Source organism: Aquamicrobium terrae (assembly GCF_040545735.1).
GTDB classification, from domain to species: domain Bacteria; phylum Pseudomonadota; class Alphaproteobacteria; order Rhizobiales; family Rhizobiaceae; genus Mesorhizobium; species Mesorhizobium terrae_A.
This window is the reverse complement of the sequence record NZ_JBEPML010000012.1, coordinates 81,513-104,697: the sequence shown is the minus strand read 5'-3', so window position 1 is coordinate 104,697 and position 23,185 is coordinate 81,513. Positions and strand designations below refer to the sequence as shown.

The window sequence follows — 23,185 nt, the reverse complement described above, 5'->3', positions numbered from 1 at the left end:
TGGGGAGAAGTTCAGCTCAGCAAACGAACAATTCCTGCGAAATCGTGGTGATCGGCTCATAACCGGTCTCGGTCACCACGATCGTGTCTTCAATCATCATGCCACCCCAGCCGAGCTCATAGAAGGGGGTTTCGACGCAGAGACACATGTCTGCCTGCAATGAGGTCTCCACGCCGGCAGCAATGATCGGCATTTCATAGCCGCCAATTCCCAATCCATGTCCACAATGGTGTCGGCGATAATCGGGAATGCCATGCCTGCGCACGGTTTCGATGGTTTCCCGGAACAGGCTGTCGGCGGAAACACCCGCCCGGACCAGTTCAAGCTCCCGATGCAGCCCCTGCACGATGGCGTCGTGACGCTTGGCGATCAGGGCATCCGGCTCACCAATAACAAATGTTCGCGCCATATCGGAGCAGAAGCCGTCTACAACGCATCCGGCATCGATGCGCAACAACTCGCCCCGACCGATTTCTCTCCCCGTTGGATAGGCATCAGCCAAAGCCGTACGCGGCCCGGAAGTCACGCTGACAAAATAAGGTCGCGCGCCACCTGCTACCATTTCGGAGGTCATAACCGCGGCAATCTCCGCCTCGGTCATGCCAGGCCGCAGCGTGGTTCGTACCGTTTCGAGGCCCAGTTCGACCAGCTTCGTGGCATGGTGGATGCGCTCCAGCTCACCCGGCAGTTTAATGCAACGTGCTTCAGCGAGAGCTGTGAAAACCGACACCGGCTGGATCGGCTGCAGCCGCTCCAGCAGTGGTGCTGCCATGGGATCGTTCATTGATACCAGATCCAGGCCAATGGTGTCGCCGGGATGAGAAACAGCATCGACGGCGGCAATGAGAGCGGCATCGAAATCTGGATAGGTCGGGCACCCGACATCCAGATCAAGCTGATCGGAAGCCGATTCGAAATAGAACGTCCCGTAACGGAAGAGCGCATCTGCACCACCGACCCATTCGAGAGCCGGCCCGGCATCGGCGGCACCCGTGACCAGCACCAACTTCGATGCAGTTGCCACGACAGCCGAGCGGTAACCGGGCACAATATCCTGCGCCATGCTGAAATAGCCTGTCAGATAGCCCCGGTTGGCGGGCTGGAACGCCACCACCACGTCGGCCCCTACTGCTGTCCGGCTGAAAAAGCGTGTCCGGCGTTCGGCGGCCAGAGCAAGCCCATCCTGTCTGAAATTCATCTGGTCCCCTTTTGCCGGAAAGCCGGGGCAAGACATGCCTGCGCCAATATTGTAATCACAATTCTGCACGCTTATACAGGATTTTTGGTCGTCGCAAATAGCGGGGAGGACATGGCGACAGACAAGGACAAGACTGCTTCATTCGATCTGGTGCTCGAAGGCAATGGGCCACGACACCAGCAGATCGAGCGCGCCATCCGTGCGAAGATTCAGAGCGGCGCCTGGCCACCGGGTTATCACATTCCTCCGGAAGAAGAGCTGGCGCGCCATCTGGGCGTTTCGCGCAATCCGCTGAACAAAGTTCTCCGCAATCTTGCTGACGCCAAGCTTATCACCCGACGCCCCCGTCTCGGCACTTTTGTCAGTGAACGCACCGACAATCATGCTGTCATCGGCGTTATCGACATTCAGAACGAAATCGAGAAAAGCGGACGCCGATACAGTTTCGACGTACTGGAGCGGCGAGTCATCACTGCTCGTGAGTTCGAGATATGGACCGATGTCGATGGCGACGAGAAGCTGCTTCGGCTTTCCTTGCTGCACAAAGCCAATGACGTCGGTGAAGTTTTCGAGGAGCGGCTTATTCGCCTCTCCGTCGTTCCCGAAGCAGAGGCAGAATCCTTCCAGTCCGTTTTGCCCAATCAGTGGCTGCTGGCACGTCTGCCCTGCACCAAGCTGATCAATACGGTTAAGGCCACCCTGCCCGGCCGCAGGATCGCCAATGCTCTTGGTCTCGCGCAAGGGGAGCCTCTTCTTGTCTCCGAGCGCCGTAGTTGGGCCGACGACGATGTCGTAACCTGGGTCAGGCTATCCTTTCCCGGATATCGCAACGAGTTTGTCGGTGAGTTCAATCCGTTGCTGCCCGCTTCGGGCATTACCTGACGTCAGACCGGCACGGCGAACCCTATCAGGGCATCTCCCGGTGCGCTCAATACCGGGAAGCGTCGGTAGATGACGATGCCATCGGCGTTAAGGCGCAGTTCGGCAGGACTGGTCAGCGGCGAACTGATCTGATGCATGTAGCCGGCAACATCCCCCGCCCGCACGAGCTGCCCGACTTCGATCAGCGGCTCGAACAGGCCGTCCGCCAGAGCGTAGATCGACGTCTCCGGTGGAAGCATGCGCAATTCCCGCCTACTTTCAGGCTCAGGCGCTGCCAGCTCGGGGGCGACGCCCAGATGCCGCAATACACGCCTCACACCCGCCTCGCCGATGGCAGCACCGCGTTGCGACAAACCCGTTCCGCCTCCCAGTTCTGTGGTGAGCGCGGCAAGGCCATGCGCGGCCGCCGAGGCATAAAGTGTCGTGTCTCCACCTCCCCCGCGTCCATCGGTCAGTACCGTATTGGGCGCTGCGAAATGCTCAAGCAGGGTCTCTATGCGTTCCGCCTGTTCCCGATTGCGGCCACGATGGGCAAAGGCAACCGGCAGATAGTCCAGTGAACTGCCGCCTGAATGAAGATCGATCACATAATCGGCCAGCGGAAACAGGGTCTTCACAACGAAATGCGCGATTTGTTCCGTGACCGTGCCACGCGGGTTGCCCGGAAAGACGCGATTGAGATTGCCGCCGTCGAGCGGCGAGTTGCGCCGCCCCGCGACGACTGCGGGCTGGTTGAGCGCAGGCAGCATGATGACCCGTCCGCGCAGCCTTGTTCCAGCCAGCTCCCGCGCAAGCCGCCGCAGCACGATCTGCCCCTCATATTCGTCGCCATGGGTACCGGCGGTAAGCAGGACCGTTGGACCCTCGCCGCCGTTGAAGCACAGCATCGGAACGGGAACCCAGCCATAGGCCGAGCTATCCGTGGAATTGGGCACCCGGGCAAAATCGGACTGGATGCCGCGTTTGTCGAAATCGATTGTGGTCCACACTTGTCCCGTCATTTTTCTCTCCTGCCGGGCGATGGTGTTCCGGCGGTTTCGGTGCTGAAATACGAACTTGATGGTATGGCCAGCGCCAGCGATGCTGCGCCGATACAAATGACCGAGGCGGCCAGCAATATCGGCGTGGCTCCGAAATGGACCGAAAGTGGACCGATCGCTGAAAGCCCGACAGGGGCGAGGCCATAGGAGACGATGAAGTCCAGCGACGATACCCGCGCCAGCTTGTCAGGCGATACTTCCTGCTGGATGGCGGTGAACCATATGACGTTGAACAATTCCAGACCCCAGCCGGCAATGAAGTAGGCAATCAATGGAATCCAGAAATGCTCCGGGACCAGCAGGCTGAGCGGAACGAAGCCGTAAATGCAAAGCCCTCCAATCGCCCATCGCCCCCGGTAGTCTGGTTGCCACCGGGCAACTGTGAGGGCGCCCGCCATCGCCCCGCATAGCAGCGCCATAGTACATCCGGTCAGCAGAACGGGCCCGTCATATACCTGATTGCTGAGCACGGGCAGGAGAACGGAGGTCACCGAATAGCCAGCCCCTATAACGAGAGCCAGCGCTCCGAGCCCGGCAACGAACCAGGAGTGCCGCAGGGCCTCCCTGAAGCCTTCTGCAAGGTCATCCGCGATGCGATTGAGCAGAGTGCGTCGCGCGTCGCCGGGGCTTCTGTCCGTGTGCGGCGTTTGCGGCCATGGTGGCAACATAGCGCTTAGAAGCCAAAGAAGCGCAATTGCGACAAACGCAACATTGAGGCCCGCAGTCGCGGCAAGAAGCGTTGCGGCAGCCGGCCCTGTAAGATTCGTCGCCCGCACGGCAAGGCTCAGCGCTGCATTCGCGCTCTGCAGGTTTTTGGGGGCCACGAGCATCGGGACGATCGCCTGATAGGCTGGACGGCAGGCACCCTGTCCCGCGCCGGAAAGAAACATTCCAAGAGCAAATACCATCTGAGCGCAGACATCGTTTGCACCCAGATAATGCATCATCAGAACCGTGCCGCCGGCAGCGATCAGGCCTGATGCAAACAATATGCGGCGACTGCCGAGACGGTCCGCCAGAATGCCGCCGATCGGAACGGCGATCAGGAAACCAACTGTTCGGATAGCCAGCGATGATCCAAGGACTACGGAAGAAAGGACCCCATTCGACACTGCAAATCCCATGAGGAAAGGCAGCGCCCATGTTGCCATCCCTGATGACGCACTCCCCGTCCAAAGCCGTACAAATTTTCCGTCAGGCAGGGTGAAACCTGAGTTTCGCATAGCAAACCATACCGATGAGAAGGAACGGGAGTTCTATGTCTTCAGGCCTGCGATCCTGTCGAGTATACGCACCCAGCTCCGCGCGCCTTTGTGAAAGCGCTCCACGTCATAGTGCTCATCGGGTCCGTGAATGGCATCGTCGGACAGGATGAAGCCGATGATGATGCACTCGACCGAAAGCACGTCGCTGAACATTTCAGCCAGCGGCACCGATCCACCGCTTCCCTTGTGAACCGTCGGCGTCTGCCATTCGGCCTCGAGACCATCTGAAACAGCTTGCAGGAAGGGGTTCTCCGGCCTTGTTACCAGAGCCCGGCTGCCATTGGCGCCTTCGAATTCCACCCGGCAACCGTCCGGCACCTGTCGGCGCACGAAGGTTCGAAATTTTTCCCGGACAGTTTCGGGGTCCTGACCGTTCACAAGCCTGAACGACAACCGCGCCGTGGCCGATCCGGGCAGAACCGAGCGCTCGCCGGGCCCCTGATTGCCAGCGGTAATGCCATTCATGTCGACCGTGGGCCGCCCCCAAATGGCTTCGAGCGGCGAATAGCCCGCCTCGATGGATCCTCCGCGCAGATCTGTGCTTTCAAGCATATGCGCCCCTTCGCACAGGGACTGCCACTGGCACCGCAGGGTCTCGGGAATATCCGGCACGCCGTCGTAGAAGCCGTCAATGGCGACCTTTCCGGTCGCATCGTGCAGGCTTGAAAGGATATTGCTCAGGATACGGATCGGATTTGCTGCCACCGCGCCAAAAAAGCCGGAATGGAGATCGGGATTGGGTCCAAAGATCGTAACCTTCTCATGAACCAGTCCCTTGAGCTGGGTGGTGAGGGCTGCCTGCGTTGGCGACCACATATCGGAATCGCAGATGAAGGCGACATCGCATTGCAGCTCATCCCGGTGGTCGCGGATGAAGGCGGGTAAGCTGGCCGAGCCAGCCTCTTCCTCGCCTTCCAGCAGGATGGTAATTTTGCCGGGAAATGCGCCGCGCGTTTCCTTCCAGGCTCTCAGCGCCTCAATGAAAGTCCACAGCTGGCTTTTGCTGTCCGAGGAACCACGGGCATAGAAGCGGCGCAGTCCGTCTTCCATGATCAGCGAAGGTTCGAAGGGCGGATGGGTCCAGTCCTCCAGATTACCCACCGGCTGCACATCATAGTGTCCGTAGAACAGCAGGCCCGGCCCCTCCTCGTGCATGTCCGGCCGCGAATGGGCGAGCACGACCGGCAGCCCGGCGGTGGGCACGATGCGGGCATCAAAGCCAAGGCCCGACAACTCGCCCTGGAGCCAGCCGGCCGCAGCCGCCACGGAACCCGCGTAAGCAGGATCGCCCGATATCGAGGGGATGGCCAGCAGCGCCAGAAGTTTACGGATCGCCGTGTCCAGATTGGCATCGACATTGGCCAGAACGCCCTCGATCGCTGTCATGCTCGTTTCTCCGCCGATACGCTCAGAATTCGAAACCGAATTCGGTTTTGAGATAGGCTCGCAGCGAAGCGATATCGGGCGCTATCGCATGTGCCTGCGCGGGCTTCGTCGGCTCCTTCAGACCGGTGGAACATCCCATGAGCACGATGGGGCCGTCATTTTCAAAGCGCTCAACCATGTTAAGTGCCGCCAGAGCTGCGCTCGATGAAATCTCCTGCCAGAGTCCTTGCTGTGCCATCGCCCTGTGGGCCGCCCGCGCCGCCTCGTCGGTAACGACCATGGCGATGCCCCGACTTTCCCGGATGGCCACGACCGAGCGATAGCCGTTGACCGTGGTTGCCGTCCCTGACTGCACGGTCGGCCCGGCCGCTACCGTGACGGCCGCACGTCCGGCCTTCAGTGCATGATAAAGCGGGCCGCGTGCTGCAGGCTCCACCGACACCAGTTGCGGGATCCGGTTTATATGCCCTAGCCGCTGGACCTCCGTGAAACCCTTGTAGATGCCGTAGAGCATTTCGCCATATCCGGTCGGCACCACAACGGCGGCCGGGATTTCACCATCAAGTTCGGCCAGAATTTCGTAGGCGATCGTCTTGTAGCCCTCCGGTCCCCAGGGATGGCCGGTATGTGTTTTTGTCAGATTGCTGACCGGATAGAAGCCGGGCAGCTCCTGCAACTGGCGCATGGCGGGCCAGCGGTCGTCGGCGCTCAGGTAGATCGGATAGGCGCCATAACCGAGGATCATGTCGCGAAACGCTTCACTGACTTCAGGCATGGTCAGGACGATACAGCTGAGGCCGGCACGACTGGCCATGGCGGCGGCCGACACGCCGTGATTGCCGGATGAGGCAACGATAATGGTTTGTGCATTCTCATAGAGCGCAGCACTGACCGTGAAGGTATTGAGCCGATCCTTATGGCTCCAGGTTGGATTGCGGCTTTCGTCCTTGACCAGAACGCGGCGGGCGGCATGCGCCGGCGCCAGTGCGGAGACATCTACCAGCGGCGTATTGCCCACCGGCATATTCACCTTCGGATGGCGCGGCGGCAGCAACTCTTCCCAGTTCGACCAGTTGCTCCCGCGCCGGAATGTCGCCTGCCGAACCGCCGCATAGTCATAGTCGACTTCGAGCGGATACTGAATGTCGGGCGTCGCGCTCTGGATGCAGCCATGCAGTTGGGCCGGCAGCAGCGGATATTCAAAAACCTCCGGCCCTAGCGACCTCTGCGTCTTTGCCAGTGATGCTGTATTGCCGAAAATATGTGTCATCGATGCTTACCACTATGTTTTGAACAGGCGCAGCTATCCGTCAGGCGCCGCAAGGCGGCTCCTGGTCGGCGGCTAAGTCAGTCTTGCTGGGCTAGTTGAGAATCTGCTCGAGAAATTGCTGTGTTCGGAGATGCCGGGGCGCGGAGAAAAAGTCGGACGGCGGTGCTTCTTCTACAATTCTGCCCCGATCCATGAACACCATGCGGTCGGCAATGCGCCGCGCGAAGCCCATTTCGTGCGTGACGCAGACAATGGTCATGCCGTCCTGCGCAAGGTCTGCCATGGTATCGAGAACTTCCTTGACCATTTCAGGGTCGAGAGAGGAGGTGGGCTCGTCAAACAGCATGATGCGCGGCTTGACGCAGAGCGAACGCGCAATGGCAACGCGCTGCTGCTGCCCGCCCGACAGCTGTCTTGGATATTTGTCGGCCTGCTCCGGAATGCGCACCTTTTCGAGATAATGCAGCGCCATCCGCTCAGCCTCGCGCTCCGATACCTTGTGCACCCAGCGCGGCGCCAGTGTGCAGTTCTCCAGAACAGTCAGATGCGGGAAGAGGTTGAATTGCTGAAACACCATTCCGACGTTTCGCCGGACTGAATTCAGTATGCGTGCCTTGGATGTGAGGTCGATGCCATTGACGACAACCCTCCCCTCATTGAAGGGTTCCAGGCCGTTGATGCAACGAATCATCGTCGATTTGCCCGAGCCGGAGGGACCGCAAACCACGATTCGCTCTCCCTCCCGCACGGTCAGGTCGATGCCATCGAGCACCCGGAACGTACCAAACCACTTGCTCATGGAATAAATGGTGATGGCCGCGTGATCGGCATGCTCGATCATGTCCGGACCTCCCTGTTTCTGGTGAATGTCTGAAGAGACCACCACCGGCGCGACCGGGGCTGCTCCGGAGCGGACAGGCCGATCAGCGAAAACAGTTTCGCAAGGACGGTCCGGCAGAGGATGGCAAGGCAGATATATATGGTTCCGGCGATGAGCAGGGGCTCGTAGACATCCAGCGTACGGGCACGGATTTCGTTGGCATAGCCCATGATGTCCATCACGGTGACCGTGAAGGCCAGAGCGGTGGACTTGCACAGCATGATGACTTCGGTCGTGTAGGCCGGAAAGCCGTTGCGCATCATCGCCGGGAAAATGGCGACCCGAAAGGTCTGGAACCTGCTCAAACCCAGCGAGCGCGCAGCCTCAACCTGCTCTTTGGGTGTCTGGTAGTAGGCGCCGCGCATGATTTCGGAGGTGAAGGCAACTTCTACCAGCACCAGACACATTACCGAGCACCAGAACGGGCTCGAAAACGCACTCCAGAGAAAGGTTTCGCGCACCACTGGCAAAAGGGGAAAACCGTAGTAGACGACATAGAGTATCAGCAGAAGCGGCACGCCGCGTATGGCAAACATTGCCATCCATACGCTGCGGGATACCGGGCCCCTGAAGACGATCTGGAAGGAGGCGACGGTAGCGGCCAAAACAAACCCGATCATCAGAGAGATGATGAAAAGGGTCAGCGTCGTGCCAAGACCTTGCAGGATCTCGTGGGCATAGGCGATCAGCTTTTCCATCAGATGCCTCCTGCCGTGGTCTGCGAGCGGCGCTCAAGGTGTTTGAACACGCGCGCCGAGACGGCGGCAAACACGATGAAGATGATGATGGCGATGCCGTAGAAGACGAAGGGCGCCCCGGTGGAGCGGGCGCCAATTGAAGCAACCCGCACGATGTCGGAAATGCCGATAATGCTCAGCAGCGCAGTCTCCTTCATCGAGATGAGCCAAAGCGCACCGAGATGTGGGATGATCTTGCTATAAACCTGCGGCAGGATGACCAGAACCAGTGAGTGCAGCCTGGTCAACCCCAGCGCTTGCCCTGCCTCGTGCTGACCAGCTGGAATGTCCGCCCATCCCGCTCTGAACAGTTCGGTGGCATAGGCGCCCAGCACGATGGAGGTGGACATAATGGCCGGTACGAGCGGGCTCAGGCGAACATTGGCCCCTCCCGAAAACGCCGAGAGTGCAGCCTGAAAAACGCCGTCCAATGTATAGAAGATCAGCAGCAACAACAGAATGTCGGGAAGGCTGCGGAACACATAGGTGTAACTGTTTACAATGGCACGGCTGCCCGGAATGGGGGCACGTGAGAACAGCGTGAGCCCGATGCCAATCAGCATGCTGAAAAAGAAACTGGATACCGCCGCAAGGATGCTGATGCCAAACGCATTGGCAAACTGCCATCCCCATCCCGCAGCCAAATAGCCGAGCATCGGAAACCGCCTTGATCTGATTTTTTACTGAGGCTTTTACTGGGTCGCCGCCGCAGAAACGATCTGCTTGTCGGCTGTGCTATTCGTAGACGGGGATGCCCCATTTGTCGGCCAGTTCACGCCAGCTCCCGTCCTTTTTCATCTGGGCCAACGCCGCGTTGAACCGATCGCGCAGGTCGGCGTCCTCTTGCCGGAAAGCCATGCCGATGCCCTCGGAAACCGCATGCGGCTCGCCAACCTTCACCAGTGCAGCAGACTCGCCACCCTCGCCGGTAAAAGGCTCGACGTCGCCAAAGGCCACATCAATGCGACCGATCCTGAGATCGGCGATCAGTGCATCCATGGAGGGATACATCTGGATAGCCGCTTTCGGGAAATGGGTTTCAATATAGGCGGCGTTTGTCGTCCCCTGCTGGACGCCAACCACCTTTCCGGCCAGAGCATCGGGCGTCACGTCGACTTCCTTGCCTTTGACCGTGCCGAAGAAGGAATAGGTCCGTGCGTAGGGCTCGCTGAACAGCACACTCTTCTTGCGCTCGGCGGTAATCCCCATCCCGCCGATGATGACGTCGAACTTCCTGGCCTGAAGCGCCGGTATGATGCCGCTCCACTCGTTGGTGATCCAGCTGCAATTGGCTTCGATGATGGCGCAGATCGCGTCGCCGATATCGATATCGAAGCCTTCGAGAGACCCATCCGCCTTGGTCATGTTGTAAGGGGGGAACCCACCTTCATTGGCAAGCACAAGATCGCGCGCCGACGCCCCCGACGCGAAAGGAATCGCGATGGCTATGGCAGCCGTACAAAGGGCCGCAAAGCGGTTCATTTTCATAGGTGTAACCTCCCACTTCATTTGTAATTACAAATCCAAATTATAGCGCTGTGCATGTTTGTCAAGGCGCTTCGAAAATAAGTTGGTGAAGCTTGGTGCAGCCAGCTATGTTTACCTTTTCGAGGAAATGGCATCCGGGTTTTTGTTGCAAACGTTCCGGAAACTCCCCGCATGCCGCGGTGGCGGTGGCTCGAAAGCTCGCAGTCGTTCTGCACGCGACGTGGCGTAGCAAGACGCCGTTCCAGGCCTGGCCTGCGGAAATGGCATAAGGAGATAAATCTGGAGAGTGGTTTGAACAAGGTTTAAGGGTTCCGCCCTCGCGGGCGGGAAGAGGCGTCCTCGTCGGGACGCAGGCAGGGTCATCCCGGGTTGGGTCTTGCCGCTGGTATGTGCTGGACCGCGCGTTCGACATGGTGAACCCCGCTTCGAGACGCATGGTGCGGCGGTCGCAAGGGCCGGCTTTCTCTCGCACAACCACTCCAAGGGTCGTACGCATGTTGCTCGCACGTTGACTGGCCAAGGAATTCCGAATTGCCAAGTCCATACCGAATGAGGCTTTAGGCCGTTCCTCGCTCCTGCCAGCCAGGTTGTCCACCTATTGACGGGGGCAGTCTCAAGCTCCGCGGCAAGCATCGACGATCTCCGCGTCAGTCAGCATGTCAAGCCGTAAAAGAGTGAGAGGCCTCCGCCCCATGCCCATCCGCGAGCTGAGGTTGGTCAGGCTGTCTCGAACCAGAGCGATCACATTTTCCATTTCAACATGCTCGCTCGGAACGGAAACGTTCGCTGATGTGTTGACCCTCCTCAAGCCCCAAGGAGGAAATACGATGGACCACAGCAAACACGTACGCCTGACCAGCTCGGAGCTGACCCCCGAAGTTCTCGAAGGCGCAACGATCTACGGGCCAGATGATGAGACGATCGGCTCCGTATCCCATCTCCACGGAAGTCAGGTGGTGATCGACGTCGGCGGCTTCCTCGGCATCGGCGCCAAGCCCGTCGCTGTCGATGCGCGAGAACTCGACTTCATGCGCGATGAAGATGGCGACGTGCACGCCGTGACGACCTGGACCAAGGACCAGCTCAAGGAAATGCCGGAACACGTCGACTAAGGAGATGGTGCAATGCCGGGCACATAGTCGAGAGCTACGAAAAGAAGGGCCGTGAATCTGAAGCTTCGGCTTCCTGCTCGAAGGAAGAACGTTCGGCCTCAGCCAGCAGAGCGGCGGAAACACCCAAACGCAACGCCGGGCAGATCCATCATTAGCTGGTGAGGGAGCGGCAAATCCGCTTCCTCACTTCTTTTAAGCGTACCCGGCGAGCAAGCCCTGCCGCTTGTCGGTAGGTGGTATATGTGATTTCCTTGGAGTGGCAACACTGAGGGGAAATTGATATGCGCCTTGCTTTCGCGCTGCTGTCCATACTTTCAACTGCTGGTATCGTTCACGCTTCAGATGATCCGGCCGCAGATTATCAGAAAGCAGATCGGGAGCTAAACAACACCTTCAAGCAGATCGAGCACCGACTATCCGATGATCCTGGTGGCAAGTCCCGACTTGTCCATACGCAGCGGGCCTGGATCGCATTCCGGGATGCCGAATGCGCCTTCCAATCCAGTGGTGAAGACGGCGGGAGTGCCGCACCTCTGGTTATCGCAGCATGCAGGGCCGCACTCACGTCGGAGAGAGCCGCCCAGTTAAAAACCTACCTCAATTGCGAGGAAGGCGATCTGGCCTGCCCTGTGCCGTCTGAATAATTCAGGTCGGCGCGCCGTTCATTTCCCACCCGGGGCTTGGCTAAATGTCAGCCACCCACAATTTGTAGTTGGCCCAGACGCTACGACCAACTTCCTCCTCTGCCGCCCATTCGGCATCGTCCTGGTCGAGAAGAGTGAGAAAGCCCCCGTTTTTGGCTTCCAAATCGTCAGGCGTATTATAGCCCTGTTCACACTCCTCGCAGTGGCCATAGACATCGCCACTAACCAGATTGCGAAACAGGAACAGCCGGCCCTCGCGGCAGCTTGGACATGTTCCGATGTGAAAGCGATCTGCCATCGACAGCACCATATCGGTGATGGCAGCGGAATACCACCAGCGTCCGGGCGCCTCCAATCAGCCCACTGCCTTGTCCTTAGCTGATTATCTACCTTCGTGCGGAAAGGTCAGTGGGGCGTTTTGCTAAAACGCCCTCTCGATGCTGCTCTGCTCCTCGGGGTTGTCGGGACGGTTCAGGGTGACCGTACAGCGAACCAGGAGATTCCAGTCAGACCCGTGTGCCCCGACGCGACAGATCAGCTTGAGCGTTGAATGAGCCAAATGCTGCCGATGACGAGGGCGATGCCGATAATCTGCAACACCATGAGGGACTGCCCGAGGAACACCCATCCCAGCAGCACCGCCGTCAGGGGGCTGAGGAACAGGAGCGAGGACACAACCGAAGGCGCCAGCCGTCCAATCCCGCGGAACCAGAGCGCGTAAGTCAAAGCCGCGCCGATCAGCCCGAGCCAGACAAGGCCCATCAGATTGGAGAGCGTTGGAACCGGAATGGAACCATCGATCAGAACGACGACAGGAGCCAGCAGGAGACCACCCGTGGTCAACTGCCATGCTGTGAAGGTGAGTGCTGACACGGATGGCTGCCACTTACGCACCAAAGTTACCCCCATGGCCATGGAGGCCGCACCAGCCAGACCGGCTGCGATGCCGATGGGGTCGAGCGCGGCGTCCGGCGTCAGGACAAGCAAAGCAACACCGATCATGCCCGCCAATGCACCCAGGACCGCCGGGGCGCGAAGCCGGACAGACAGCAGAAGCGAAGCTAGAAAGACGACGATCAGCGGTTGGGCCGAGAGTACGGTGCCGGCGACACCGCCAGGAAGTCTATAGGCGGCGACGAACAACATGCTCAGGAAGATCGAGATGTTGAGCGCCCCCAGGATGAAAGAGCGCAGCCACCAGATGCCGGTCGGCAACTGGCGTACGATCGCCAGCAGGAGTACGCCTGCCGGTAACGCTCGCAGCATGGCCACGGTCATCGGAGAGAATCCGGCCAGGAATTCAGTCGACACGATGTAGGTGCTGCCCCAGACAATCGGCGCGAGGGCCGTCAGCGACAGGTCTGAAAGGTTCTGTTTCATGATATCTGAAGGACCTCGGAAAGTAGACGACGCGGCTTCTGGGGCCAGTTGCCTGATGCTGCGCGACCGACAGGAAGAAGCATGACGGGGATCTCGTCCTCGGCGAGCCCGAACTCACGAGAAACGGCGGCTGCGTCGAACCCGATCATCGGGCCTGACACGAACCCCATGGCCTCGGCTGCGTAGATCAGCGTTGCCGTTCCGAGGGTTGCCGAGCGGATGGCCTCATCGCGGCTCGCTGCGGGATCGTCGGCATATTTTGCATGGACACTTTCCTGCCAAATCGAAGCCATCGCTTCCGGCATCAGGCCGGTTTCAACAAACGGCCACAGCCGCTCCCCCAGGCTTTCATGATCGGGCGCCTGCCCGCAGATAATGAAGGTTACAGCAGCTTCGGAAACTTTGACCTGACCATAGGCAAGGTCTCGCAGTTTCGCTTTGGCCTCCACTTTCCGCACGGCAATGAAGCGCCAGTTCTGAAGATTGAAGGCCGTGGGCGCACGCGTTGCAAGCCGTACGAGGTCTTCGATCTCGGTATTCGTCAAAGTATGGGATGGATCGAAATGATTGGCGGAAACGCGTCGCTCGATCAGGTCAATCGTCGGATGGGGCATTGGTATCTCCCGGCAAAATTTCGTTGCCACGGAGATATAGAATTCCCTATTGGATTATAATATCGCTATATTGAAAGACATTCATAGCCAATAGGGAAGAATGAGATGGACCGATACACGGCCTTGCAAGTGTTTCGGCAGGTGGCAGAGTTGGGGAACTTTGCCGAGGCAGGCCGGAGGCTCGGTCTTTCACCCCCTGCGGTGAGCAAGAACGTGGCGGAACTCGAAGCGCATCTGGGCGTGCGCCTGATCAACCGGACCACCCGGCGCATGGCGCTGACCGAAGAGGGCAAAACCTATCTCGAACATATCACGCGAGGCCTGGATGCTCTGATCGAAGCTGAAGCAGCGCTTTCGCCGGCGAAATCGTCGCCTGTCGGCACGCTGCGGGTCAGCGCCCCGATGACCGTAGCGCTCGTATGTCTCTCGGAAGCCATCCCCGACTTCCTCGCGCGCTATCCCGATCTCAGCCTTGAACTCCATCTCAATGACCGCCGTGTGGATATCGTGCGTGAGGGGTTCGATCTTGCCATTCGAGGCTACAGCAGCCTTGAAGATTCAAGCCTGATTGCGAGGAAGCTCGGAGTAATGCAGCATGTGCTGTGCGCTGCTCCCGCCTATTTCAAGACTCATGGAAAGCCGCAGGCGCCCTCCGACCTGAAGGCTCTGGACCACATCCGCTTTCCCTATGGAGGCAATGCCGATGTCTGGGGGTTCACAAGGGACGGCCAGAGCGAACGCATTCCGGTCAAGGCGCGCTATTCGGTATCCTCCAGTCTTGCTGTCCGGGATGCGCTGCGCGCTGGCATGGGTGTCAGCCTGATCCCACTTCCATATATCGTGAAGGACATTCGGGAGGGGCGTTTGGAAACGGCACTAACTGACTGGGCGACGGCGGAGATCACACATTATGCTGTCTATCCCTCACGTCAGCACGTCGCACCGAAAATCCGTGTCTTTCTCGATTTCCTCGTCCAGCATTTTGGGCGTGATCGGGTTTCAAACGGTTAGCTCGCCAGTTCCTTAGCGCCGAGGCTGATGTGTTTAGCTACAATGTCGATATCCAGCCGCAAAAGGCAGCTAGGCGCCCTCTTTCGGACGCTAGCTGCGTGCGGGATAGTTTCCAAAAGCCCACATTGCTATGACGCATCTGAAAACAACCCGGCTCCTATCCGGCCGCCAAACACCGCCGACTACCGTAGTAACTCATGGATTACTCTTTGGACATAAATCGATAGCTATTAAGAGACATGGCGGTGAGATCGATAGTTTCCGCATTCTCTGCCAGTTTGCCGACAGCCAAGGCAATTCCGTTGCTACACACGCGACATCGTTGACGTTGATTGGGTTCTTAGGGCTTCGCTACAGGATAGACAGTCTGCCAGTCGGACTTTATGTCGACCACGGTCCAGCCGCGACTAGGTGCCTCGTCCGAGGCCTTATCGAGCTTGCCGACAGGCACCTCGCGATCATAGGCAAATTCAGGCTCGGCATCGGTGTGGTGGACGATCATTGCGAAGCGAGGGCCGTCATTGAATGTCGTCCACTGCAGCATCTGCAGATCACCATCTGAATTTCCTGTCGCGAAGACGGGCCGCCGATCGATGAAGCGGTTAATGCCGACCGGCTGCTCGGACCGACATCTATGAACTCCATCTTCGCCTCTTTCTTCAGGACATGGGATGAACAGAGGGCGTCACCCATCGACCGTGACGGATGACCAATACTCGATTATCGGGCCACTGTTGCCGAAAACGAGCCGGCGCGGCCGGTGACGACGGATCAGTCTGCATGGCGTCTTGGAGGCCATCTTCTATCTGCTGCGCACTGGCTTGCCAATGGCGGCAGCTGCCAAGCGATTTTTCCTGGCTGGAGCACCCCGAATCCCACCGCGTTCGTGGAAAAACACGGCGCGTTTGAGTTTATTGGCGGTCTCGCACTTGTTGAAGTCGGGCTGGCATACCATTCGATCATGTCATATCGCATTTCAGAACTGGACGCTCATCTACGACCTGCTGTTCAAGACGACATCGGAGACGATACTGACTACCGCGGCCGATCCCAGCCGCGTCGGCGCGTGCGTCGATGATGACATTCTTAATCCAGCGTCGGGGCGATGTCGCCCATTGCCCACATGAAGCCATGGGGGGAGTGAGAAACACGCTCCAGCCGCTCAAATACTTCGGCTTCCGTGTGGCTCGTCACCGGGAACTCCTCTTCCAGCGCAGCCTGCAATTCGGGCGGCACCTTCCATCCCGGATCGATGCCTTCCATGTTCGGTAGCTCGTGCGCGATACCCTTGTGGCAATCGATACAGGTGGCCTGCCCCGAAAGCAGATAGCGCGTATGAATCTCGGCAGCGCGTGGGGCTTGCCTGGACAGGTCCATCGCGACCGAGGAATGACAGTTGCGGCATTCGAGACTGTCATTGGCTTTCAGTCGCGCCCATTCGTGCTGGGCGAGCTCAAGCCGTTTCTCCATGAATTTCTGGCGAGTGTTGATGGTGCCAAAGATCTTGCCCCAGACTTCTTTCGAAGCCTGCATCTTGCGGGCGATCTTGTCCGTCCACTCGTGCGGCACGTGACAGTCCGGGCAAGAAGCTCGCACGCCCGAGCGGTTGGAGAAATGCACGGTGCGGGTCAGCTCCTGATAGACATTGGATTCCATCTCATGACAGGAGATGCAGAACTGCTCGGTATTGGTAAGCTCCAGCGCCGTGTTGAAGGCGCCCCAGAAAATGACGCCACCGAGGAAGCCGCCGAGCGTCAGGAAGCCTAGGCTGAGCGTGGCGGCCGGCGTTGAGAGGATACGCCAGCACCAGAGCACGGCCGCCTTGATCCGCTCCCACATCCTACTGGTCTCCGGCGTGGCCAACGCCGAGCTCGCTCATGTCCACGAAGGTGTTGTCGATGAGGGGGCGCGTATCTGCCTGCGGCACGTGGCAGGCAGTGCAGAAATAGCGGCGCGGCGATACATCGGCCAGCATCTGCCCCTCGCGCGTCATGTAGTGGGTGACGCTGATCATCGGCGCACCGGATCCTTGCGTGAACTCGCGCTTGTGGCAGGACATGCAGCGGTTGGAATTCACCGACAGCTGATAGCCTTCGATCGAATGCGGTATGATCGGCGGCTGCTCGGGATAGGCGCGCATCTTGCGGATGTCGTCCACGACCCAGTGCGGGACGGGCGGCGCAGCGGTATCCGCCATGGGCTGTCCAGCACCGGTCAGGGGCGGTACGATTTCTGCCGCCATTTGCGCCAACGCCGCAGTGCCGGCGGCGGCAAGCAAGCCGGCGGCTAGAAGGACGCTTGCACGGCGCGTCAGGCGGGGACGATCTTGACCGCGCATTTCTTGAAATCCGTTTGCTTGGAGATGGGATCGGTGGCGTCCAGCGTGACCTTATTGATAAGCCGGCTGGCGTCGAACCACGGGATGAAGACTACCCCCTGCGGCATGCGGTTGCGTCCGCGCGTTTCCACCCGGACGCGAATTTCGCCGCGCCGCGAGGCGACACGAACTTCAGCACCCTGGTTGATGCCGCGCCGCCGCGCGTCGTCTGCATTCATGAAGCAGACGGCACCCGGAAAAGCCTTGTAGAGTTCCGGCACGCGCATAGTCATGGACCCTGAGTGCCAGTGCTCCAGCACGCGGCCCGTCACCAGCCAGACATCGTATTCGTCGTCCGGGGATTCGGCAGGCGGTTCATAGGGCACGGCGAGGATCACAGCCCGGCCATCCGGCCTGCCGTAGAATTTCACCCCCTCACCCTGCTTCACATAGGGGTCGAGCCCCTCGCGGTAGCGCCATTTCGTCTCTTGTCCGTCGACGACCGGCCAGCGCAGACCGCGCACCTCATGGTAAGTGTCGTAGGGCGCAAGGTCATGACCATGGCCACGGCCGAATTCGGCATATTCCTCGAACAGGCCCTTTTGCAGATAGAAGCCAAAATCGTTTGCCTCGTCATTGCTGTATTCGGGATCGAGTTCGGAAAGCGGGAAGCGATCGACCTTACCGTTCCTGAACAGCACGTCGAACAGGGTTTTGCCCCTGTAGTCCGGGTTGGTATCAAGGATTTCGGCCGGCCACACCTCGTCGGTGGTGAATCGCCTGGAGAACTCCACAAGCTGCCACACATCCGACCGCGCCTCGCCGGGGGCATTCACCAATTGATGCCAGATGTGGGTACGACGCTCCGCATTCCCGTAGGCGCCTTCCTTTTCAACCCACATCGCGGCCGGCAGGATGATGTCAGCGGACAGCGCGGTGACGGTCGGATAGGCATCGGAAACGACGACGAAGTTGTCCGGGTTGCGGTAGCCGGGATAGGTCTCGTTCGAACTGTTCGGCGCAGCCTGAACATTGTTGTTGACCTGCACCCAATAGAAATTGAGGCGGCCATCATGCAACATCCGGTCCTGCTCGACCGCGTGAAAGCCGGGTTTCTCTGGAAGCAGGCCGTGCGGCAGCTTCCAGATTTCCTCTGCATGTTTTCTGTGCTCGGGATTGGTGACCATCATGTCGGCGGGAAGACGATGCGCGAAGGTGCCGACCTCGCGCGCCGTGCCGCAGGCTGAAGGCTGGCCGGTCAGCGAAAACGGGCTGTTGCCGGGCTCGGAGATTTTCCCGGTCAGAAGGTGAATGTTATAGACCATCTGATTGGCCCACACGCCGCGGACATGCTGGTTGAACCCCATTGTCCAAAGCGACATCACCTTGATATCCGGATCGGCGTAGAGCTCCGCCAGGTCATGCAGGAAACCGGGCTCGACGCCTGAAAGCTCCGAAACCTTCTCCAATGTGTATTGCGCCACATGCGCCTTGAACGCCTCGAAATCGATAGGCTCCATCTTGCCCGCTTCGGCCGCGCCGGACGCATTCTGCTCGAGCGGATTGTCGGGCCGCAGCCCGTAGCCGATCCCGGTCTGGCCGCGCATGAAGACGGCGTGATCGCGCACGAAAGCCTCGTTCACCCGACCGGTCGCGATGATATGATGGGCAATGTAGTTGAGGATGGCCAGATCCGTGCCGGGCTTGAAGATGATCGGTATGTCGGCAAGATCCATCGACCTGTGGGTGAAGGTCGAGAGCACGGCGCATTTGACGTTCGGATGGCCAAGCCTGCGATCCGCCACCCGCGTCCAAAGGATCGGGTGCATCTCCGCCATGTTCGAACCCCACAACACGAAAGCGTCGGCGTGTTCGAAGTCATCGTAACAGCCCATCGGCTCGTCCATGCCGAAGGTGCGCATGAAGGCGTAGGCTGCGGAAGCCATGCAATGGCGGGCGTTTGGATCTAGATTGTTCGACCGGAAGCCGGCGCGCATCAGCTTGGTGGCGGCGTAGCCTTCGAAAATGGTCCATTGGCCGGAGCCGAACATGCCGACGGCTTCCGGTCCCTTTTCGCGCAACACCCGCTTGCACTGTTCGGCCATCACGGCGAAGGCTTCGTCCCACGACACCGGTTCGAACTCGCCATCCTTGTCATAGACGCCGGCGCGCTTGCGCATCAGCGGCGTCGTCAGGCGATCCTTTCCGTACATGATCTTGGAAAGGAAATAGCCCTTGACGCAGTTGAGGCCGCGATTGACCTCGGCCTGCATGTCGCCATGGGTCGCAACGACGTGACCATCCTTTACGCCGACCATGACACCGCAGCCGGTTCCGCAGAAACGGCAGGGCGCCTTCGACCATTTGATTTGGAGCGCCTCGACACCACCGGCAACGGGCTGGGCGGCTACGGGAAGCGAAATGCCCGCAGTCGCTGCGGCGAGGGCTGCTGCATGGGCCTTCAGAAGGTCGCGCCGGTTGATCGCTGCCGTCATGAGGGCTCATCCTTTCCGCTTTCGATATGCTCGAAAACCATGTTGGCGGAGATTACGCCCTCGATAAACGACATGCGCGTCAGTGTTTCGCCAAGGAAGCCGCTGGTCGGCCCCTCGATCGTGACTACGATGCGGCTGCCATCGCTTGCATGTACGTCCACGCCGGGCATGACGGCGAGCTGTCGGCTGACGTCATCCCGCCTCGGCGGCAGGACCACCACCACTGCGCTCGAAACATGATGGCTGGGTAGGGGCGCGCCCGTCAGCAGCGCGCGCCGTGTGAATGTCGATTTTGCAATCATGCCTAGCCTCCCGGTGGGCCCGGTGGGCCGTAAACGATCTGAAACATCCATACGAGGAAGCCGTAACCGCCGACAACTCCTATGGCGACGATCGGCCAAATGCCAAAAGCAAGGACGAGGAAAGCAAGCAATTCCTTGCGTCGGCCAGACGCCGGTGGCTGGGCATCAGTGGCCCCAGCGGATTGTGCCGTGTCCTGGGTCATGACCTCCTCATGGGCCTTGGACAGGTCAAACAGTCCCACATGTCCCATGCGGGTACTCGGTCAAAGACTACTCAAAAACGCCTCTGCTTCAATCCCCAATCATGACCATGCACGGAAACAGCTGGGAGACAATGGCGGGCGCGGACGATCCGAGAATGTTTTGCATGTCCTAAACTGCCTGTTAGTCTCGCCCCTCCGGATCAGCAATGCGGGACTCTCACCTTTTGCACGCGCCATTTTCGCTCAACCAATTCATTGCTCCTTCGTTTCCCATTCCCTGTGAGTCAGACTTTGCCGCTTTCGCCGGCCAGGCCTAGCGCTGATAGGGCTTCGTAACCGGCCGGCAAGGCTATGCAGCCTGAGGCACCACGAAGGACCTGCAGATCTTCGGCGGCAATCGCTTTCGACCTACCGGAGCTTCAACAAGTACGCGATGATTTTTTGGTCGCCGAGATTCTGATCGATGCCGAGAACTTCAGATGCGAACAGGTCGTGAGTACCGCATCTTTGGAAGCCGAGGCGTTCATACAATTTGCAAGCCGACGACATGAAAGCTGCTGTGTGGAGCGCAAGACCCGCAGCCCCCTGCTGGCGCGCGCGCATTATGCACCATTCACAAAGCATGCGGCCGTAGCCGCGTCCCTGTACTGAGGGGGCAACTGCTAGAGTCCGCAGACCCGCCAGCCCCGAAGGCCAGCTCATACCTTCGCGTGTCGCATCTGCGTAGTAGGTGACCGTTCCAAGGAACCGCCCCTTCCGCTCGACTACTATGACGTTCGCCTCACCCCACCGTCCAGCTAAATCCTGGGCGTCCTTTAAGTATGGTTCAAAGAGGTGTGGCGACAGCTCTTTTTTGAACGGGGCAAAGGCGTTTGCTACGAGCGCGGCGACGGAATCTAATTCGTCGCGCCTTGCCAAGCGGATAACAGGTTTCGGGGGAACTTTCTGCATATCCTTACTCCGCGAAGACGCAGACGATACGCTAGGACCCTGCGCGAATGCCAAGCACGGTCATACCGTGTTGGCTCCAATCCGGTTCCGAGTCGTTGGGAGTGCGACTGCATGCGGAAAATCGGTTTCGTTTCATGTGACTAGCATACATAAGCCAAAAACTTATGTCAGCAGGCTATGAAGTCTGTGAATTCTCAACAATAGGAATTGAGGTCTTTGCAGGCTGGCAACATTTGGGCGACCTCGGCGGAAAGCAGTCATTCCATAAACGACAGTACCCCCCGCCTCATGGTACGGTGGGCAACGCTTCACCCCCCGTCCTTGCGCACGTATCGCGCCATCGCGCTGGCGGCATGCCGAATTCGCGCTTGAAGGCGCGGTTGAACGCTTCCTCCGATTCATAGCCGACGCTGTGGGCCAGTTGAGCGATCGTCTGGCGTGTCTCGGTCAGATGCATTCTTGCCGGCTGCAACCGCCAGATTGTCAGATAGCGGATCGGCGGTGTGCCTACGAGCGTCGTGACGCGTTCGACGAAGGCGCTGCGAGACATGGCGACTTCCCGTGCCAGCACATGTGGCCTCGCTGGTGCTCGCATTCCTAATCGATCCCGCCACGACGGTCACGAGGAAGGGCACGGTGGGTGACAACACGAAGATTCCGCCGGCCTTTGCGATACGCGCGCTGAAGAAACTCGCTCCCTTGCGAAGGCTTTGGCAAAGTTGGCGCCTTGGTGTGGTGACGACGAATTGATCGGGCTCATCGGGAAATCACGGATCCATTATGAAAGTTCGCAAAACCCTGGATACGAGGTAGACTGTTTTCAGGAGAAGATGGACCGAACCGGCAGCGAGATCATCCAGTTTCGTGATATTCCGCTGCGACTGCACAGGCTATGAAACTCTGTCAGAGCATACGCTTCTGCACCTCAGCCGATGGCACCCGCATCGCCGTCGCGTCGTGCGGGGATGGGCCGGTGATCCTGCGGGCTGCACACTGGCTGAGCCATGTCGACTACGATCTCGAAAGCCCGGTCTGGAGGCCGTGGCTTCAGGTGCTTTCGGCCCGCAACCGGTTTGTGCGCTACGATCCGCGCGGCTGCGGGCTTTCGGACCGGCATGTAGCCGACCTGTCCATCGAAGCGTGGCATGCCGACATGGACGCGGTGGCGGCGTCGATCGAGGAGCCGCGCTTCGTCCTCCTCGGACTTTCGCAGGGCGGCGCTCTCGCCATCGCATATGCCCTCAGGCATGCCGAGCGTGTATCGCATCTGGTGCTGCTGAACGCCTATGGCCAAGGCAGGCAGGTCCGGGCCCAGACGGAAGCCGAGCGGCTGGAGGCGGAGACGCTCGTCAACTTCGTTCGCATCGGCTGGGGACGCGACAATCCGGCATTCTGCCAGTTCTTCACCAACCTCTTCATACCCGATGGGACGCCCGAACAGCATCGCTGGTGGGGCGATCTCGAGAGGATAACGGCAACTGCCGACGTCGCCGCGCAACTGCTCTGGCACATGCAGCGGATCGACGTGTCGGATCTTGCGGTCAAGCTCCGCATCCCGACATTGGTCGCACATAGCCGCGGCGACATGCGCGTGCCGTTCGACGAAGGCTGCCGGCTTGCGGCCGCGATCCCGGGCGCCCGCTTCGTGCCACTTGAGAGCAGGAACCACGTACTCCTGCCGGACGAGCCTGCCTGGGCGGTGTTCCAGACCGAACTTGCGGCCTTCCTCGGGCAGGATTCCTTCGAACAGTCCCATCCAATCCCTGCTGCCGGGCTGACACCCGCCGAGGCGGTGATTCTGGGCCTCGTTGCGGAAGGGCTCGACAACCGTGCGATCGCGGACCGCATCGGCAAGAGCGTGAAGACTGTCCGCAACCAGCTGTCGGTGATCTTCAGCAAGCTCGGCGTGCACAGCCGGTCTCAGGCGATCGTCATGACGCTGTCTGCAGGTGCCGACCGCCGCAGGCGGGGTTGACCGTAGTCTGTCTCGCAGACGGGACATCTGTCCCC

At 59.5% G+C, this 23,185-nt stretch carries 24 protein-coding genes and 1 pseudogene; 5 read left to right on the top strand and 20 right to left on the bottom strand.

What is annotated here, in order from left to right:
- Positions 1–16: 16 nt before the first annotated feature.
- Positions 17–1,198, bottom strand: coding sequence for a M24 family metallopeptidase (locus ABID37_RS17230; protein ID WP_354196993.1), 1,182 nt, complete (start codon positions 1,196–1,198; stop codon positions 17–19).
- Positions 1,199–1,309: 111 nt separating this feature from the next.
- Here ABID37_RS17230 and hutC point away from each other — a divergent pair, with 111 nt between their 5' ends.
- A complete protein-coding gene (gene hutC, locus ABID37_RS17225) occupies positions 1,310–2,080 on the top strand; it encodes a histidine utilization transcriptional repressor HutC (protein ID WP_354196991.1) in 771 nt (256 codons plus the stop codon).
- Positions 2,081–2,082: 2 nt separating this feature from the next.
- Here hutC and ABID37_RS17220 read toward each other — a convergent pair whose 3' ends face one another.
- The 8 genes from ABID37_RS17220 to ABID37_RS17185 all read right to left on the bottom strand — a co-directional run bounded on the left by ABID37_RS17220 (position 2,083) and on the right by ABID37_RS17185 (position 10,146).
- Positions 2,083–3,081: a succinylglutamate desuccinylase/aspartoacylase family protein gene (locus tag ABID37_RS17220; protein ID WP_354196989.1), complete on the bottom strand. Its 999-nt coding sequence runs from the start codon at positions 3,079–3,081 to the stop codon at positions 2,083–2,085.
- Entirely contained in the window at positions 3,078–4,343 is a 1,266-nt protein-coding gene (locus ABID37_RS17215) for an MFS transporter (RefSeq protein WP_354196987.1), read from the bottom strand. The genes ABID37_RS17220 and ABID37_RS17215 overlap by 4 nt, the downstream gene beginning before the upstream one ends.
- A gap of 33 nt (positions 4,344–4,376) precedes the next feature.
- A complete protein-coding gene (locus ABID37_RS17210) occupies positions 4,377–5,771 on the bottom strand; it encodes a M20/M25/M40 family metallo-hydrolase (protein WP_354196985.1) in 1,395 nt (464 codons plus the stop codon).
- A gap of 22 nt (positions 5,772–5,793) precedes the next feature.
- Complete coding sequence (locus ABID37_RS17205) at positions 5,794–7,041, bottom strand: threonine synthase (protein WP_354196983.1); 1,248 nt, start codon at positions 7,039–7,041, stop codon at positions 5,794–5,796.
- 91 nt (positions 7,042–7,132) lie between these two features.
- Complete coding sequence (locus ABID37_RS17200) at positions 7,133–7,882, bottom strand: amino acid ABC transporter ATP-binding protein (protein WP_354196981.1); 750 nt, start codon at positions 7,880–7,882, stop codon at positions 7,133–7,135.
- A complete protein-coding gene (locus ABID37_RS17195; protein ID WP_354196979.1) occupies positions 7,879–8,619 on the bottom strand; it encodes an ABC transporter permease subunit in 741 nt (246 codons plus the stop codon). The genes ABID37_RS17200 and ABID37_RS17195 overlap by 4 nt, the downstream gene beginning before the upstream one ends.
- Positions 8,619–9,314, bottom strand: a complete 696-nt coding sequence (locus ABID37_RS17190; protein ID WP_354196977.1) for an ABC transporter permease subunit — start codon at positions 9,312–9,314, stop codon at positions 8,619–8,621. Before ABID37_RS17190 ends, ABID37_RS17195 begins: the two co-directional genes overlap by 1 nt.
- A 79-nt stretch (positions 9,315–9,393) precedes the next feature.
- The gene (locus ABID37_RS17185) at positions 9,394–10,146 is read right to left on the bottom strand and encodes a transporter substrate-binding domain-containing protein (protein WP_354196975.1); all 753 of its coding nucleotides are present in this window, start codon (positions 10,144–10,146) and stop codon (positions 9,394–9,396) included.
- An 827-nt stretch (positions 10,147–10,973) separates the two neighbouring features.
- Here ABID37_RS17185 and ABID37_RS17180 point away from each other — a divergent pair.
- Positions 10,974–11,258 carry a PRC-barrel domain containing protein gene (locus tag ABID37_RS17180; RefSeq protein ID WP_354196973.1) on the top strand — a complete coding sequence of 95 codons (285 nt, stop codon included), beginning with the start codon at positions 10,974–10,976 and terminating at the stop codon, positions 11,256–11,258.
- A gap of 281 nt (positions 11,259–11,539) precedes the next feature.
- Positions 11,540–11,902, top strand: coding sequence for a lysozyme inhibitor LprI family protein (locus ABID37_RS17175; RefSeq protein ID WP_354196971.1), 363 nt, complete (start codon positions 11,540–11,542; stop codon positions 11,900–11,902).
- Positions 11,903–11,942: 40 nt separating this feature from the next.
- Here the strand turns inward: ABID37_RS17175 and ABID37_RS17170 are convergent, their stop codons facing one another.
- From ABID37_RS17170 to ABID37_RS17160, 3 genes are all read right to left on the bottom strand, one after another.
- Positions 11,943–12,257, bottom strand: a complete 315-nt coding sequence (locus tag ABID37_RS17170; protein WP_354196969.1) for a hypothetical protein — start codon at positions 12,255–12,257, stop codon at positions 11,943–11,945.
- Positions 12,258–12,436: 179 nt separating this feature from the next.
- A complete protein-coding gene (locus ABID37_RS17165) occupies positions 12,437–13,282 on the bottom strand; it encodes an EamA family transporter (RefSeq protein ID WP_354196967.1) in 846 nt (281 codons plus the stop codon).
- A complete protein-coding gene (locus tag ABID37_RS17160; RefSeq protein WP_435521579.1) occupies positions 13,279–13,932 on the bottom strand; it encodes a nitroreductase family protein in 654 nt (217 codons plus the stop codon). The genes ABID37_RS17165 and ABID37_RS17160 overlap by 4 nt, the downstream gene beginning before the upstream one ends.
- 69 nt (positions 13,933–14,001) lie before the next feature.
- On the opposite strand from ABID37_RS17160, the gene ABID37_RS17155 reads away from it, so the two are divergent.
- Entirely contained in the window at positions 14,002–14,907 is a 906-nt protein-coding gene (locus ABID37_RS17155) for a LysR family transcriptional regulator (protein WP_354196963.1), read from the top strand.
- A 340-nt stretch (positions 14,908–15,247) separates the two neighbouring features.
- Here ABID37_RS17155 and ABID37_RS17150 read toward each other — a convergent pair.
- The 8 genes and pseudogenes from ABID37_RS17150 to ABID37_RS17115 form a co-directional block, all read right to left on the bottom strand.
- Positions 15,248–15,570, bottom strand: a pseudogene (locus ABID37_RS17150) (haloacid dehalogenase-like hydrolase); the annotation flags it as partial.
- 423 nt (positions 15,571–15,993) lie between these two features.
- Positions 15,994–16,746 carry a NapC/NirT family cytochrome c gene (locus ABID37_RS17145; protein ID WP_354196961.1) on the bottom strand — a complete coding sequence of 251 codons (753 nt, stop codon included), beginning with the start codon at positions 16,744–16,746 and terminating at the stop codon, positions 15,994–15,996.
- Between the two features lies 1 nt (position 16,747).
- Positions 16,748–17,245 carry a nitrate reductase cytochrome c-type subunit gene (locus ABID37_RS17140; protein ID WP_354196959.1) on the bottom strand — a complete coding sequence of 166 codons (498 nt, stop codon included), beginning with the start codon at positions 17,243–17,245 and terminating at the stop codon, positions 16,748–16,750.
- Positions 17,218–19,719, bottom strand: coding sequence for a periplasmic nitrate reductase subunit alpha (gene napA / locus ABID37_RS17135; RefSeq protein ID WP_354196957.1), 2,502 nt, complete (start codon positions 19,717–19,719; stop codon positions 17,218–17,220). The genes ABID37_RS17140 and napA overlap by 28 nt, the downstream gene beginning before the upstream one ends.
- Complete coding sequence (locus ABID37_RS17130; protein ID WP_354196955.1) at positions 19,716–20,021, bottom strand: chaperone NapD; 306 nt, start codon at positions 20,019–20,021, stop codon at positions 19,716–19,718. Before ABID37_RS17130 ends, napA begins: the two co-directional genes overlap by 4 nt.
- A gap of 2 nt (positions 20,022–20,023) precedes the next feature.
- On the bottom strand, positions 20,024–20,224 hold the full coding sequence (gene napE, locus ABID37_RS17125; RefSeq protein WP_354196953.1) for a periplasmic nitrate reductase, NapE protein: 201 nt from the start codon (positions 20,222–20,224) through the stop codon (positions 20,024–20,026).
- A gap of 408 nt (positions 20,225–20,632) precedes the next feature.
- Entirely contained in the window at positions 20,633–21,175 is a 543-nt protein-coding gene (locus ABID37_RS17120; RefSeq protein ID WP_354196951.1) for a GNAT family N-acetyltransferase, read from the bottom strand.
- Between the two features lie 286 nt (positions 21,176–21,461).
- Entirely contained in the window at positions 21,462–21,770 is a 309-nt protein-coding gene (locus tag ABID37_RS17115; protein WP_354196950.1) for a helix-turn-helix transcriptional regulator, read from the bottom strand.
- Between the two features lie 297 nt (positions 21,771–22,067).
- Between ABID37_RS17115 and ABID37_RS17110 the strand changes: the two genes are divergently transcribed.
- Positions 22,068–23,150 carry an alpha/beta fold hydrolase gene (locus ABID37_RS17110; protein ID WP_354196948.1) on the top strand — a complete coding sequence of 361 codons (1,083 nt, stop codon included), beginning with the start codon at positions 22,068–22,070 and terminating at the stop codon, positions 23,148–23,150.
- The last annotated feature ends 35 nt before the right edge of the window (positions 23,151–23,185 follow it).